This window comes from Rhodoferax sp., assembly GCF_028688795.1.
Classification (GTDB): domain Bacteria; phylum Pseudomonadota; class Gammaproteobacteria; order Burkholderiales; family Burkholderiaceae_C; genus Rhodoferax.
On record NZ_JAQTXM010000015.1, the window covers coordinates 26,665 to 40,770 of the forward strand.

Annotated in this window: 13 protein-coding genes; 11 read left to right on the forward strand and 2 right to left on the reverse strand. The window is 61.3% G+C overall.

All coding sequences use genetic code 11. The features are described 5' to 3' along the window. Positions 1-112 precede the first annotated feature (112 nt). Positions 113-2,905, reverse strand: a complete 2,793-nt coding sequence (locus PHQ58_RS12450) for an FAD-binding and (Fe-S)-binding domain-containing protein (protein WP_300111416.1) — start codon at positions 2,903-2,905, stop codon at positions 113-115. A 162-nt stretch (positions 2,906-3,067) separates the two neighbouring features. Here PHQ58_RS12450 and PHQ58_RS12455 point away from each other — a divergent pair, with 162 nt between their 5' ends. Then, entirely contained in the window at positions 3,068-3,847 is a 780-nt protein-coding gene (locus PHQ58_RS12455; protein ID WP_300111418.1) for a FadR/GntR family transcriptional regulator, read from the forward strand. On the opposite strand, the gene PHQ58_RS12460 is transcribed toward PHQ58_RS12455, so the two are convergent. Continuing rightward, positions 3,848-4,261 (reverse strand): VOC family protein, encoded by a 414-nt coding sequence (locus PHQ58_RS12460; protein WP_300111420.1) that lies wholly within the window; start codon positions 4,259-4,261, stop codon positions 3,848-3,850. Positions 4,262-4,356: 95 nt separating this feature from the next. Here PHQ58_RS12460 and PHQ58_RS12465 point away from each other — a divergent pair, with 95 nt between their 5' ends. From PHQ58_RS12465 to PHQ58_RS12510, 10 genes are all read left to right on the forward strand, one after another. Continuing rightward, positions 4,357-5,538: an FAD-binding oxidoreductase gene (locus PHQ58_RS12465; RefSeq protein WP_300111422.1), complete on the forward strand. Its 1,182-nt coding sequence runs from the start codon at positions 4,357-4,359 to the stop codon at positions 5,536-5,538. 91 nt (positions 5,539-5,629) lie between these two features. Continuing rightward, positions 5,630-5,980 (forward strand): 2Fe-2S iron-sulfur cluster-binding protein, encoded by a 351-nt coding sequence (locus tag PHQ58_RS12470; protein ID WP_300111424.1) that lies wholly within the window; start codon positions 5,630-5,632, stop codon positions 5,978-5,980. After that, a complete protein-coding gene (locus PHQ58_RS12475; protein WP_300111426.1) occupies positions 5,917-7,299 on the forward strand; it encodes an FAD-dependent oxidoreductase in 1,383 nt (460 codons plus the stop codon). Before PHQ58_RS12470 ends, PHQ58_RS12475 begins: the two co-directional genes overlap by 64 nt. 36 nt (positions 7,300-7,335) lie before the next feature. Next, positions 7,336-8,181, forward strand: coding sequence for a transporter substrate-binding domain-containing protein (locus tag PHQ58_RS12480; RefSeq protein WP_300111427.1), 846 nt, complete (start codon positions 7,336-7,338; stop codon positions 8,179-8,181). Positions 8,182-8,203: 22 nt separating this feature from the next. After that, complete coding sequence (locus tag PHQ58_RS12485) at positions 8,204-8,860, forward strand: amino acid ABC transporter permease (protein ID WP_300111428.1); 657 nt, start codon at positions 8,204-8,206, stop codon at positions 8,858-8,860. 40 nt (positions 8,861-8,900) lie between these two features. Next, positions 8,901-9,662 carry an amino acid ABC transporter ATP-binding protein gene (locus PHQ58_RS12490; protein WP_300111431.1) on the forward strand — a complete coding sequence of 254 codons (762 nt, stop codon included), beginning with the start codon at positions 8,901-8,903 and terminating at the stop codon, positions 9,660-9,662. Positions 9,663-9,753: 91 nt separating this feature from the next. Continuing rightward, entirely contained in the window at positions 9,754-10,125 is a 372-nt protein-coding gene (locus PHQ58_RS12495) for a DUF2946 family protein (RefSeq protein ID WP_300111433.1), read from the forward strand. Positions 10,126-10,429: 304 nt separating this feature from the next. Beyond that, positions 10,430-10,951 carry a copper chaperone PCu(A)C gene (locus tag PHQ58_RS12500; RefSeq protein ID WP_300111435.1) on the forward strand — a complete coding sequence of 174 codons (522 nt, stop codon included), beginning with the start codon at positions 10,430-10,432 and terminating at the stop codon, positions 10,949-10,951. Between the two features lie 49 nt (positions 10,952-11,000). After that, positions 11,001-11,477, forward strand: coding sequence for a DUF2946 family protein (locus tag PHQ58_RS12505; RefSeq protein ID WP_300111437.1), 477 nt, complete (start codon positions 11,001-11,003; stop codon positions 11,475-11,477). A 262-nt stretch (positions 11,478-11,739) separates the two neighbouring features. Continuing rightward, positions 11,740-14,079: a TonB-dependent receptor gene (locus PHQ58_RS12510; protein WP_300111439.1), complete on the forward strand. Its 2,340-nt coding sequence runs from the start codon at positions 11,740-11,742 to the stop codon at positions 14,077-14,079. The last annotated feature ends 27 nt before the right edge of the window (positions 14,080-14,106 follow it).

Genomic DNA, 14,106 nt, shown 5'->3' on the forward strand with positions numbered 1-14,106 from the left:
GATTGAAGCCTGCGTGTTGAGGGTTGGGCACAAAAGTGCGGGGGGCGCCGGATGGACATGATGAAAATCTCCTCGTTAATAAAATGAAAAAGTACGCGCTGGGGGAAAGGCTTCATGCGTTGGGGCGGCAGGTGGCCATGGCATCTGCTCGGCTGCACTCTTCAAGCAAGTAGGCAATCGAGTGGTAGGGGCGCCCCGTCTCGGCAGTGAGTCCGATTTCGCAGGTGCGGTTGGTGGACACGCCTTCGCAGCAGCTGGCGGGCAAGGCGTCGTGCACCTTGCGCAGCGCATGCACGTTGAGTTCTGGCACGGCAAAGCCGCGGTCGCCACCAAAGCCGCAACAGGTGACCCCGGCAGGCTCGACAACTTGCTCGACACAGGCCGCCAGCACCTTGCGCAACTTGGCATCTGAGGCGGTGCGGCGCACGCTGCAATTGATGTGCAAGGCAATCGGCCCTGGCTTTTTGGTCAGAACCAGGCGCGGCAACAACGCGTCGTGCGCGAACTCATGAAAATCCAGAAGGTTCAGGCGCCCGACCAGCACTTTTTGCATGCGCACTGAGCAGGTGCTGGCGTCCATGATCACCGGGTAGTAGCCGCCCTGGCCGTTGTCAGCTGCTTTCAGCACAGCTTGCGTGACGGCATCTGCCATCTCGGCGGCTTCCTCACTCATGCCTTTGCTCTCCAGCATCTGGCCGCAGCACAGTTTGTCAAAGCCTTCGGGCAGGATCGGTGCGTAACCGGCGCGTACCAGCAGTTCCATGATGACCTCGGGCAGGGTGGCTTCATCCGCGCTGTTTGCGCCAAAAATGCGACCGCCGCAGGTTGGGAAATAAACCACCGGGTCGCCGCCGCCGACGTAGGCTGCCGGTGCCTTGCCCGCCAGTGGCATGCCGCGTTTCCATTTGCCGCCCGAGAGCTTGGCCAGCAAGTTGTCCCCGAGCACGCTGGACGCAACGTGTCCCAGGCCCAGTCCGATGCGTGAGGCGGTGGCCACTTTGCCAAAGTTGTCTGCCGTCCATTCGCCCACCTTGCGGGAGCCTGCGCCCATGCCGCGGCCGCGCAGCAAACGTGTCAGGGCACCGGTGTCAATGCCCACCGGGCAGGCGGTGGAGCACAGGCCGCAGCCGGCACAGGTGTCGAGACCATAGTAGGCAAAGTCGGTTTCCAGATCGGCCACACTTTCGCCGGTAGCGGTGCGGCGGGACAATTCGCGCCAGCTCACAATGCGCTGGCGCGGTGACAGGGTGAGCCGGTGCGACGGGCACAGTGGCTCACAAAAGCCGCACTCAATACAGCGGTCCACCATCTCTTCGGCAGCGGGCATGGGTTTGAGGTTTTTCAGGTGCGCCTGCGGGTCGTCATTCAGGATGACGCCGGGGTTGAGCAGGTTCTCGGGGTCAAACAGCTGCTTGATGCGGCGCATCAGGTCAGTGGCTTGCTTGCCCCATTCTTTTTCAACAAACGGCGCCATGTTGCGCCCGGTGCCGTGCTCTGCCTTGAGCGAGCCGTCGTAGGTGTCGACCACGAGCACTGCCACGTCGTCCATGAAACATGAATACCGGTCAATCTCGGTTTGCACCGAGAAATCCTGCGTGAAGACAAAGTGCAGGTTGCCCTCCAATGCGTGGCCGAAGATGATGCCCTCGCTGTAGCCATGTGTGCGCATCAAGGCTTGCAGGTCAAGCGTGGCGGCGGCCAGCGATTCAAGCGGGAACGCTACGTCTTCGATGATCACGGTGGTGCCGGTACGGCGCATGGCGCCCACCGACGGGAACGTGCCCTTGCGCACTTTCCAGTACATCTCACAGGTGGCGGGGTCGGTGGAAAATGCCGGGGCTTCAATGGTGGCAATGCCTTGCAGCGCACCCAGAGCCGCTTGCATGCGCAACTGCATGGCCGCATCGGTTTCACCGCGCACCTCAATCAGCAAGGCCGCTGCCTCATTGCCCAGCGTGCGCATGATGGCGGGCAAGCCGGGCTTGTCTTGCACTGAGCGCAAGGCTGGGCGGTCCAGCAATTCCACCGCTGACACCGGTTGAGGTTTTAGGCGCAGCACGGCCTGGCAAGCCACCTCAATCGTCGGGAAAAACACCAACGCACTGGCCTTGAACGGGTCTTCCGCCACGGTCTGGTAAGTGATGCGTGAGATGAACCCGAGCGTGCCCTCCGAACCAATCATCAGGTGCGCCAGGATGTCGATGGGGTCTTCATAGTCGACCAGCGAATTCAGGCTGTAGCCTGTGGTGTTCTTGATCTTGTACTTGCGACGAATGCGTGCGGCCAACGCTTCGTCAGCCCGGGTGACGGCGCCCAGGTGCTTGAGTTCGTCTAACAAAGTGGCGTGGCTCTGGCGAAAACCGGCCACGCTGGAGGCGTCTTCGGTGTCAAGCAGCGCGCCATCAGCCAGAATGACTCGCATGCCGGCCAGCGTTTGGTAGCTGTTTTGCTGGGTGCCGCAGCACATGCCTGAGGCGTTGTTGGCGGCAATGCCACCGATCTTGCAGGCGTTGATGGAGGCCGGGTCGGGCCCGATTTTGCGTCCGTAGGGTGCCAACCGGTAGTTCACCTCGCCGCCAATGATGCCGGGGCCTGCACGCACCGTGGCCGCGTCCGGGCCAATCTCGCAGGTTGCAAAACCTTCACCAATCAGGGCTAGCACGCTGTCTGTGACGGACTGGCCTGACAGGCTGGTGCCCGCAGCGCGAAAGGTCACTGGGCGCTGCGCAGAGCGCGCCGCCTGCAGCACGGCCTGCACTTCTTCCTCGGATTCAACCACGGCCACCACCTCGGGGGTCAGGCGGTAAAAGCTGGCATCGGTGCCGTAGGCCAGCAGGCGCAGGCTGTCGGTAATGACCTGTTTGGGTGGCAAGACGCTCGCCAGCCCAGTCATCAATTGGTTCATTGGAAGCCTCTTAGTTCTTGTTTTGGTAAATTGGTATGACCAGTGTGTAACTATAAAAGCCTCAATTTTGTTGTGAAATCAGGGTTTACCCTCGCGCCAGATGCAAATTTTTCATTCGTGTTTTGAAATACCATACAACTGGTCTTACCATTTGTTGAAAAAATGATTCCATCACGCCCTGCCGTTGCCCGTCTGGCTGATTCCGTTGCCAGCGAACTCGAAAAAAGAATCTTGGAGGGCTCGCTCAAGCCTGGCGACCGCTTACCGTCAGAGCGAACACTGGCGCTTGACCTGGGCGTGTCGCGTCCTTCCTTACGCGAGGCGATGCAAAAGCTGGTGTCAAAAGGTCTGTTGACCACGCGCCATGGCGGTGGCACTTATGTCACCGATCGGCTGGATGCCCATTTTGTCGACCCCTGGCAAGACATGCTCAAGGGCAATCCGTCGATGCACCGCGATCTGCTTGAGTTCCGGCAGATGCTGGAGAGCCAGGCAGCGTCACTGGCGGCTGATCGGGCCACCGACGCGGACATCAGCCGCCTTGACGCGACCTATGCGGCGCTGGAAGACAGTTACACCCGCGATGATTTGGACCACTGCATTGACACTGATGTGGCTTTTCACCAAGCCATTGCCGAAGCCTCACACAATGTGCTGATCGGGCACCTGACGGCCAGCCTGATGCGCGTGATTCACGGCCATGTGGCTAAGAATCTTGAGCATTTGCATGCCCGCCCGCAGCGCTGGGGTCAGCTGCGGGCGCAACACCAAGCCATCTGGCAAGCCATACGTGAGCACAAGCCACAAGAGGCTGCGTTGGCCGCCAGTGATCACATTGATTTTGTGCGCCAGGGCATTGAGGACAAGGCGCGCGACGAGGAGCGCCGCTCCAGCGCCTTGCGGCGTCTGGGTGACACGGTACCGCCACAGGATAAAGCCTGATCAGCTGGCGTAAAGCGCGTCGAGTGACGCAAAACCCTTGATCTCGATCGGGTTGCCAAACGGGTCGCAAAAAAACATCGTCCACTGTTCGCCGGGCTGCCCGGCAAAGCGAAGCTGTGGCGGCAGGATGAAATCAATGTTGGCGTCGGTCAGGCGCTGCGCCAATGCTTGCCAGTCGGGCAGTGCCAGTACCACCCCAAAGTGCGGCATCGGCACCAGGTGATCGCCCACATGGCCGGTCGGCGTGGTCTTGAAGGGCTCGCCCAGATGCATCGACAGCTGGTGACCAAAAAAATCAAAGTCAACCCAGGTAGTGGTGCTGCGACCCTCCCGGCAGGCCAGCACGCCACCGTAAAAGGCTCGCGTCTGGTCCAGGTCTGTGACGTTGAAGGCAAGGTGAAAGAGTGATTGCATGGCACGAAGAATAGCAGGGCATTCCATCTGCAGCCAGGGGCAGCCACTGCGGCGAGCGGTTAAGCTTGTGCATCGCCACTGCTCCTAATTGCATCTTGCAAACTGCTCCTGATTCGTTTTTGCCTACCGCCCCCAAGGTTTTGATTGTGGGCGCGGGCATTGTGGGCGCCGCCATTGCTTACTTTTTGGCGCGCGCTGGCGCCCAGGTGACGCTGCTGGATGCCAAAGCGCCCGCGGCAGGTGCGTCTGGCGCCTCGGATGGCGCGGTGTCGGTGGCCAGCAAACGGCCCGGCCCCATGATGGCGCTGGCCTGCGAGGCGCGCAGCCTTTACCGGCAGTGGGCTGAGCAGGGCATCCTCAGTGACATTTACCACTCACGCCCAACCTATCTTTTTGCCCGCACGGACGAAGAAGTGGCGGTGATTGCACACCAGGGTTCTGACCTGATGGCACTCGGCGAGCGCATCTTGCCCCTGACCCATGCCGAACTGATGCAGCGTGTGCCTGGTTTGGGTCGCCATGTGCTGGCGGGCATGAAAGTGCCGGACGACGGTCATGCGCTGGGCTATCGTGTGGTCGACCGCTTACTGCAGGTGAGCGGTGCGCAGGTGCTGCGTCACACGCCGGTGCAGCGCCTGGCGTTGTCTGATGGTCGGGTAGTGGGTGTGGTCACGGCACAAGGGCCTTTGGTGGCTGACGTGGTGGTGGTGGCAGCGGGTTTGGGCAGCGGCGCGCTGGTCGGCCTGCAGGATATTTTGATGCCGCGCAAAGGTCAGCTCATCGTCACCGATCGCGCCTCACTGTCGGGCGCGGCTTTGCCCGGGCCGCTGATGTCTGCCGGCTACTTGGCCGCCAAACGGCGCATGGTGCTGGGCCACAGCAGCACCAGTCTGGTGATTGACCCGCTGGCCACCGGGCAGTTTTTGATCGGCAGCAGCCGCGAAACCGGGTTTGAGGATCGCCAGACTGACATCCAGACAGTGTCGACCCTGCTGCGCGAGGCGCTGGCGGTGTACCCGGCGTTGGCACGCCAGCGGGTGATTCGAACCTTTGCCGGCATTCGCATTGGTACGCGTGATGGCTTGCCCATTGTGGGCCCGCACCCAACGCTGCCGGGGCTGTTCATAGCCACGGGCATGGAGGGCGATGGCATTTGCCTGGCCCCGGTGATTGGTGCGGCCGTGGCTGACATGGTGTTGCAGGCCCGCGCCCGCTTTGACATATCGGTGCTAAACCCCGGACGCTTTGGCGACCTGCCTTTGCAGCAGACCCATTGAGCGTTCACTGTCCGGGCTGCGCGGGCAACTTCGGGGTGACGTGGGCTGGATGATCTGTTATCGTTGAATTCACATTTGTACAAATAAATTTATGACTGACATCCCGTCGACAACCTCGTCACCCACCCTGTATTGGGACACTTTTGCCGTTGTGTTTCGCCCGGGCGAAACCATCGCGGCGGCGCTGCAGCGTCAGGGTGTGGCTGATTTAGGTGCGGGTGTGGGTGGCTTGCCGGGTCGCTATTTTTGTGGCATCGGTACCTGCCAGGCTTGCCTGGTGTCGGTCAACGGGGCCAGCCCAGTGGAGGCTTGCCTGACGCTGGCGCAAGACGGCATGCGCCTGAGCCCGGCGCTGCTGCTCAGTGATGCCCCGCCGGCATGGTCGCCGCAGCCGGCCTACAGCGCACCCATCAACTCGCCAAAGACTGGGGCCACCCCGTGACCATGCCCGATGTGCTGGTGATTGGCGCCGGGCCCGCCGGGTTGTCCGCCGTGGTGGAGCTGGCTCGCTTGGGGCTGAGCAGCCTGCTGGTGGAGCAGCGCGACCAGGTGGGCGGCGCCATTTATCGCCGCCATGTGGGTGTTGGCAGCCATGTGCTGTTGATGCCGGAACACCACCGCCGCCGGCGCGACACGCTGATGCAGGGTTTTGAGCAGGCGCAGGCGCGTGTCACACCGCTTTTTTTCTCCGTGTTCATCGGGGTGGACCGCGATGGCCGCTTTTTGATCGACAACCGGGCAACGGGCCGCGTCCAAAGTGTGCGGCCCAAGGCGGTGATTTTGGCGCTGGGCACGGTCGAGCGGGTGCTGCCACGTGAAGGCTGGGAGCTGCCTGGCGTGGTCACCGCGGGCGGCATGCAGGTGCAATTCAAGGAAACTGGGCAAACGCCACAAGGCCCGATATTGCTCGCTGGCAGCGGCCCCTTGTTGCTGGCTTTGGCGGCCCAACTGGCGGCGGCGGGTAACCCTCCGCTGGCGGTGTTGGAGCATGCCCAACCCATGGCATCGGCACGTTGGCAGGGGCGCGCGGTGGTCAATACGTTGCGCAGTTGGGCGCATGTGCAAGAGGCCGCGCTATATGCCCGCGAACTGTGGCGCGCGCGTGTGCCTTACCTGACCGGCTGGCAGGTGCAATCGGCACAACGTGTGGAAGACGGTTTATTGGTTGAAGCGCGGCACGGCAGCGGCGTGGCGCGCCACTACACGGTGCAGCATCTGGCCTTGCATGACGGTCTGGTGCCCAATGCCACTGGGCTGCCCGCCGCGGCGCAGGCAGAAAACAAGTGCGTGGTACATGCTGGTGATTGCCGTGAGGTGCTGGGCGCCAGCGCCGCCATCGACGATGGTCGCCGTGCTGCGCAGCAGGTGGCGCGCCATCTGGGGCAGCGCTGCGACAGCGCCCAGCTAGACGCTGCCATCGCTGCGGCGCGGCGCACCCAGCAAGCCCTGGCGCAGTTATTTGCGGCCGCGCCCACAAGCCCCACGGCCAACACCGTGGTGTGCCGCTGCGAAGCCTTGCGCCGCACCGACTTTGACCGGCTGCAAGTGGCAGGCTCGGCGCACGAACTGCGGCTGGTGGGGCGCTTTGGCATGGGCGCCTGCCAGGGGCGTTTTTGTGCCCAGCACCTGAGCGCCATGGCGCACGAGCGTGGCATTGACTTTGACCCCGCTGCGCTCAATGGCGACGTGCAGCGCTGGCCGCTGCGCCCGGTGTCGCTGGCAGCACTAGCTGCTTATTCCGAATCTGAAACCGTTTTGTAACCGGCAAGCCACTTGCCAATATTGAGGAGAAAAGCCATGACAACCACCAACCGCCGCAACGTGCTTCTGGGCAGCGCCGCCCTATTGGGTTCTGCCGCGAGCTTCTCGACCTGGGCGCAGAACCAGGCCGACATGGCCACCTGGGACCGCATTGCCAGCAGCAAAACCCTGCGCATTGCTGCCGTGGCGGGCGGCGCACCCAACTACCAGAAAGACCTGGCCACGGGTGAGTGGAGCGGCATCATGATTGACCTGGCCAACAATCTAGCGGCCAAGCTGGGTGCCAAACTGGTCATCACCGAGACCACCTGGGGCAATGCGGTGCTGGATTTGCAGACCAACAAGATCGACATCTTTTTTGGCCTGAACCCGACGCCGCAGCGCATGAAAGTCATCAGCTTTTCCGAGCCGCTGTACAACAACGCCTACAGCCTGATCGCCAAAAAAGGCTACAGCCCCAAAACCTGGGACGAGATGGACACGCCTGAGGTGACGATTGCGGTGGATGTCGGTTCGTCTTACGACAACCTGGTGACGGCCATGTACAAAAAGGCCAAGATCTTGCGCTTCGAGAAATCCGCCGATGCCACGCTGGCAGTGCAAACCGGCCGCGCCGATGTGCAGCCGCTGGTGGTTACGCTCTCTGCCGGTATCGTCAAAAAGAACCCCGGCATCGGCCATGTGGTGGTGCCCGAGCCCATCAAGGGCACGTCCACCAACGCCGGGCTGCGCATGGAGACCGACTCGCGCTGGAAAACCTATGTGGACGGCTGGATTGCCGACCTGCGCAAGAGTGGTGCCATCAACACCATTGTGCTGGGCAACCTGGACAAACTCATGAGCATCAAGCGCGAAGAAATTCCCGCCATCGTCAGTTTCTGACCCTTTCGTAAAGGACACCGGCGTGTACGAGTGGAACTTTCAATACCTCTGGCAATACCGCCAGCTGTTTGCCAGCGGCCTGATGGTCACCGTGGGCTACAGCCTGCTGTGCATCGTGTTTGGCTTGTCGGTGGGGCTGCTGGCTGGCATTGGCGGGCTGGCCAAATCGCGGCTAATTCATCTGCCATTGAAATGGTACGTGGAGTTGTTTCGCGCCACGCCGGTACTGGTGCTCATCATCTGGTTTTACTACGCGTTGCCGGTGCTCATTGGCGTGGCCATGACGGCATCGGTGGCGGCGGTGTTGGCCTTGTCGCTGTACGGTGGGGCGTTTTATGCCGAGATCATTCGCGGTGGCATTGTCTCGATCGACCCTGGGCAAACCGATGCCGCGCGCGCCCTGGGCATGACGCGTTTTCAGGTGATGCGTCGTGTGGTGCTGCCGCAGGCCTTGCGCCGCATGACCCCGCCACTGATGAACCAGTCCATCATGCAGCTCAAAAACACCTCGCTGTTGTCGGTGCTGGCGCTGCCTGACCTGGTCTACCAGGGCCAGGCGGTGGCGCATGAAACTTACCGCCCGCTGGAGGCCTACACGCTGATTGCGCTGATGTACATCGCCATCTTGTTGCCCGCGAGCAAGCTGGTGCGCCGGCTGGAGTCGCAGCGCGCCGAGTAAAAGCCAACCCCAGAAAATGAAGCACGCCAGACGCCATGCCATGATTGATATCCACGCCCTCCAGAAAAGCTTTGGCGACCACGTCGTCCTCAAAGACATCCACATGCACATTGACAAAGGCGCGGTGGTGGCGTTGCTGGGGCCCTCGGGCTCGGGCAAGTCCACTCTGCTGCGTTGTGTCAACCTGCTGACCATCCCCGACAAAGGCAGCATCCGTGTCGGTACGCATGAGATGACCTATTCAGGCGATGCCACGCGCTTGCCGGGCGACCGCGCGTTGGCGCGTTTTCGGGCCAACACCGGCATGGTGTTTCAGCATTTCAACCTGTTTCCGCACATGACCGTGCTGCAAAACGTCATGGAAGGCCCGGTGACCGTGCTGCGCACATCCAAGGCGGCTGCGCGCGAGCAAGCCCATGCTTTGTTGGCCAAAGTGGGCCTGCAGGACAAGGCGGATCAGCACCCGGGCCAACTTTCGGGCGGGCAGAAGCAGCGCGTGGCCATTGCCCGCGCCCTGGCCATGCAGCCGCAGGTGATGCTGTTTGACGAAGTCACCTCGGCGCTCGACCCTGAACTGGTAGGCGAGGTGCTGGGCGTCATTCGTGACCTGGCTGCCGACGGCATGACCATGATTTTGGTCACCCACGAGATGTCGTTTGCGCGCGAAGTGGCCGATGAGGTGTTTTTCATGCGCGACGGCGTCGTGCTTGAAAACGGCCCAGCTGCCGATGTGATTGACCGCCCGCAACACGCTGCCACGCAGCAGTTCTTTGCGCGCTACCACGCGGGCCAAAATGTTTGATGGCAGCGCCAACCGGTCCGCGGTTGTGCAGTTCTTGGCGTCTGATGCCTGTCAGACTGACGTCACAAGCCCAATGCCATAATCGCGCCCCATGACCCTTCTGCACACCCTGCGCAACTCACCCTGGCTCGCCAAACTGGCGTTGCTGTGGTTTGCCTTGACGCTGGGCGTGGCGGTGGCCTCGCCCGCGGTTAACCCGCAGACCGAGCTGGTGATCTGCACTGGCGCGGGCATGCTCAAGGTGGTGCTGGCTGATGACGGCACCGTCACCACGGCAGCTGCTGACGCGGGTAGCGCCCTGTTTTGCCCGCTGTGCATGCTGGGTGGCGCACCGACACCGTTCGTCACGCACACGGTAGCGCCACCACAGCCCTTGGGCCTTGTGCTGCAACATATTCCAGCGGCCATCATCGCCGCCCTGACCGCCGCGCCGCCGCCTGCGCGCGCACCTCCCAAAGCCTGATCGCTCTTTTTTAAAGAGCGCTCTGCGCAATCAGCGTAAGGGCTAGAGGCTGATTTGACTGATATTTTTCGCTGTTTGGCTGGTGTTGCGGCTCCCGTAGAGTTGACTTCATTTGGCCAGGCCAGTGCAAGTTGGCCCTAGAAGTTCACCTGTGATCTGGCTGGCTGGCTTGCGGGAAGGGACTAAAAATCTACCTGAGTAGCTATATAAATAATAGCTGATAGCGCTTTATATATATGGGCTATAGCCCTATTTTCTATAAATATCCCGGTCGCACTGACCATTTAACCCTGAAGGAAACCCCATGAAAATCAAATCATTGATGACGGCTGTTGCCCTGGCTGCGGCCACCCTGAGCGCCTTTGCGGCTGGCGAAGCGGTTGAGGCGCAAAACGCCTGGGCGCGCGCCACCGTCAAGGGCCAAATGGCCACGGGCGCATTCATGACACTTACGGCCAAAGACGGCGTCAAGCTGGTTGGTGCAACTTCCCCCGTGGCCGGTGTGGCGCAGGTGCATGAGATGAAGATGGACGCTGGCGTCATGAAAATGAACGAAGTCAAAGGTGGGCTGGACTTGCCCGCAGGCAAAGCGGTTGAGCTCAAACCCGGCGGCTACCACGTCATGCTGATGGACTTGAAAGAGACTTTGGTGAAAGACAGCACCGTGCCCGTCACACTGCTGTTCAAGGACGCCAAGGGTATTGAGAGCAAGCTCGAACTCAAGGTGCCGGTAGCCATGGCGGCCCCCGGTGGCATGGCAAAACCCGCTGCCATGGACCATTCCATGCATGGCATGCCAGCGACAAAACCTGCTGCCAAGCCCTAAGCCAAACGGTCAGCCAAGCCTTCTGCTTTAGCCCAAGCCCGCGCACCTGATGTCCAGTCGCCACCGGCACATGATGACCACGCCACACCGCCCCTGGGCGGTGTGGCTGGCGCTGTGTATGGCACTGCTGGGTGCGCTGGCCCCGACGGTGTCGCATGCACTGAACTGGGCGCAGGGCGAGCGGGCACCGCTGATTGAAATCTGCACCAGCGTTGGGCCCCGCTGGACGGCGTTTGTCAGCCAAGCTGATGCTACTGATACCCGGCTTGAAGGTGGTGTCACAGATGCAGCGACACCGCTTGACTCGACGCCTGACCCTTCTTCCCGCACGCCCAACTCAGCCGCAGTGTTGGCGCACTGCCCCTTTTGCATGCTGATGGCTGACCGCATAGCGCCGCCACCGCAGCCTCAGCACCTTTGTTTTGCAGCTTCCGGCCACACTGATGCGCCTGTCTCACCGCCCTTGACCTGTTTGCCCGCCCAAGTGCTTGCGGCGTCGCAGCCCCGCGGTCCGCCCGCGTTCTGAATTTCTTCGTCGACTGAACTGCGCATCCGAGGTAGCGGTGTGGCTGCTGTAGCGGTCCCCGGCTTTGGGGTGCAGATGCCGCACATCTCATGCTTTCGCTGCGTAGGGCATCGGAAATTGTCAATGGACCGTTTTCGTCATTGCGAAGAGCGCCAACCACGCGGCATTCCAGGGTTTATGGATCACCACGTTGTGCCTACGCGCGATGACAGCGTGGCCCATCAGCATTTACTGTCCCGCTTAACACTTTCAGAAAATCACCATGTCCTCTCTCAAATTTAACGAATTCGCCCGCGCCATGGCGCTGGCTGTCCCCGCCCTGTGCCTGCTCTGCGGCCAAGCCTTGGCGCAAAACGCCGCCACATTACCGACCGTAACTGTGAACGCCAGCAAAATCACGCCGCTGCCAGCGGCCACACCGCTAGACAAGACCAGCCTGGCGCCCAAGCTGTCAGCCACCAGCGACACTGCCAGCCTGCTCATCGATATTCCCGGCTTGAGCCTCAACGGTGCCGGCGGAGTCTCCAGCCTGCCCGCCATCAATGGCCTGGCCGATGACCGCCTGCGCATCAAGGTCGACGGCATGGACCTGATCGCCTCCTGCCCCAACCACATGAACCCGGCGCTGTCCTACATCGACCCGACCCATGTCGGTTTGTTGAAGGTTTACGCGGGCATCACGCCCGTGAGCGCCGGTGGCGACAGCATTGGCGGCAGCATCGTGGCCGAGTCGCGCGCCCCCGAATTCGCCGCACCAGGACAAAAACCGATCCTCAAGGGCGAGGTGGGCACCTTCTACCGAAGCAACAACAACGCCAGTGGTGCCAATCTCTCGGCCACCTACGCCACAGAGCAGTTCAACATCAGCTATAGCGGGGCCACCAGCAAAGCCGACAACTACACCGCCGGTGCCGATTTCAAAACCTATGACTTCACTGGCCGCGTTGGCCACACCCTGGCGCGCGATGAAGTCGGGTCCACCGCTTTTGAGACCCTCAACCACAGCCTGGGGCTGGCCTTCAAAAAAGACAATCACCTGTTTGAAGCCAAGGTGGGTATCCAGGACATGCCGTTCCAGCTCTACCCGAACCAGCGCATGGACATGCTCTACAACAAGCAAGACAGCCTGAACCTGCGCTACCTGGGCCAGTTTGACTGGGGTTCGCTGGAAGCCCGCGCCTACCAGGAGAACGTGGATCACTTCATGGACTTTGGTGCGGACAAGCGGTTTTGGTATGGTGGCACGCTCACGGGGATTGGCGTCACAAGTTCGGGCGGGTCCACGTCACCCGTTGGGTATGCGTGCAGCCCGATCAGCCCCACCTGTGCAGCGGGTATGCCGATGTACACCGAGGGCAAAACCACCGGTGTGAGCGTCAAGGCCGATATGGCACTGAGCCCGCAAGACCTGCTGCGCGTGGGCGCTGAGCTGCAGCAGTACCGCCTTAACGACTGGTGGCCAGCCTCGGGCGCCGGTATGTGGTCGCCCACCACCACTACCTATGCCCAGCTTGGCAAATCGTTCTGGAACATCAAGGATGGCGAACGCGACCGTACCGCGCTTTACGCCGAGTGGGAAGCGCGCAAGAGCGCACAGTGGATGACGCTGATCGGCGCCCGGGTCGAGCAAGTGAAGATGGATGCAGGCGATGTGCAGGGCTATAACACCGCAGTCGCAGCCATGGGGTTCCAGTCGCGTGACTCGGTTGCATTCAACGCTCTGGACCACAGCAGCACCGACACCAACCTTGACCTGACTGCCCTGGCCAAGTACACCGCCAATGCCAATTACGACATCGAGTTTGGTTTTGCCCACAAGGTGCGCTCGCCCAGTGTGTATGAACGCTTCCCGTGGTCCACTTGGACGATGGCTGCGGTGATGAACAACTTTGTCGGTGACGGCAACGGTTATATCGGCAACCTCAACCTCAAGCCAGAGGCGGCCAACACCTTGAGCGCCACCTTTGACTGGCACGCCGCAGACAGCAGCTGGGGCTTCAAGGCCACGCCGTTTTACACGCAGGTGGACGATTACATCGATGCCGTGCAGTGGAACGCCACCACCAATGCCGCCACCAGCACCCTGGTCACCGACAAGTTCGTTGTGTTGAAGTACATGAACCAGTCAGCGCAGCTCTATGGCGTGAACCTGTCAGGCCACATGCCATTGACGAAGTCCGCCTGGGGTGAGTTCGGTCTCAAAGGCCTGTTGAACTACACCAAAGGCACCAACGAGGACACAGGTGACAACCTGTACAACATCATGCCTTTGAACGCAAAGTTGGCCGTGACGCAAACCACCGGTGCCTGGGCCAACAGCGCCGAGTTGCTCATGGTCAGCGCCAAAGACGATGTGAATGCCATGCGCAACGAGATCAAGACCCCTGGTTACAGCTTGGTCAACTTGCGTGGCAGTTATTCGTGGAAAACCGTGCGTCTCGATTTCGGCGTCGAGAACCTGTTTGACAAGTTTTACTACCTGCCCACGGGCGGTGCTTACACCGGCCAGGGCACGACCATGAGCATCACGGGCACGCCCTACGGTACGGCTGTGCCGGGCATGGGCCGCTCGATTTATGTCGGTATGAATGTGAAGTTCTGATGGTCAAGCCCAAGCCTGCGAGAGCTT

Coding starts and splice junctions, on each gene's coding strand:
- PHQ58_RS12480 (WP_300111427.1), top strand. CDS start 7,336: ATGACAACCACCAACCGCCGCAACGTGCTTCTGGGCAGCGCCGCCCTA.
- PHQ58_RS12455 (WP_300111418.1), top strand. CDS start 3,068: ATGATTCCATCACGCCCTGCCGTTGCCCGTCTGGCTGATTCCGTTGCC.
- PHQ58_RS12490 (WP_300111431.1), top strand. CDS start 8,901: ATGATTGATATCCACGCCCTCCAGAAAAGCTTTGGCGACCACGTCGTC.
- PHQ58_RS12505 (WP_300111437.1), top strand. CDS start 11,001: ATGTCCAGTCGCCACCGGCACATGATGACCACGCCACACCGCCCCTGG.
- PHQ58_RS12495 (WP_300111433.1), top strand. CDS start 9,754: ATGACCCTTCTGCACACCCTGCGCAACTCACCCTGGCTCGCCAAACTG.
- PHQ58_RS12500 (WP_300111435.1), top strand. CDS start 10,430: ATGAAAATCAAATCATTGATGACGGCTGTTGCCCTGGCTGCGGCCACC.
- PHQ58_RS12470 (WP_300111424.1), top strand. CDS start 5,630: ATGACTGACATCCCGTCGACAACCTCGTCACCCACCCTGTATTGGGAC.
- PHQ58_RS12460 (WP_300111420.1), bottom strand. CDS start 4,261: ATGCAATCACTCTTTCACCTTGCCTTCAACGTCACAGACCTGGACCAG.
- PHQ58_RS12510 (WP_300111439.1), top strand. CDS start 11,740: ATGTCCTCTCTCAAATTTAACGAATTCGCCCGCGCCATGGCGCTGGCT.
- PHQ58_RS12450 (WP_300111416.1), bottom strand. CDS start 2,905: ATGAACCAATTGATGACTGGGCTGGCGAGCGTCTTGCCACCCAAACAG.
- PHQ58_RS12475 (WP_300111426.1), top strand. CDS start 5,917: ATGGTCGCCGCAGCCGGCCTACAGCGCACCCATCAACTCGCCAAAGAC.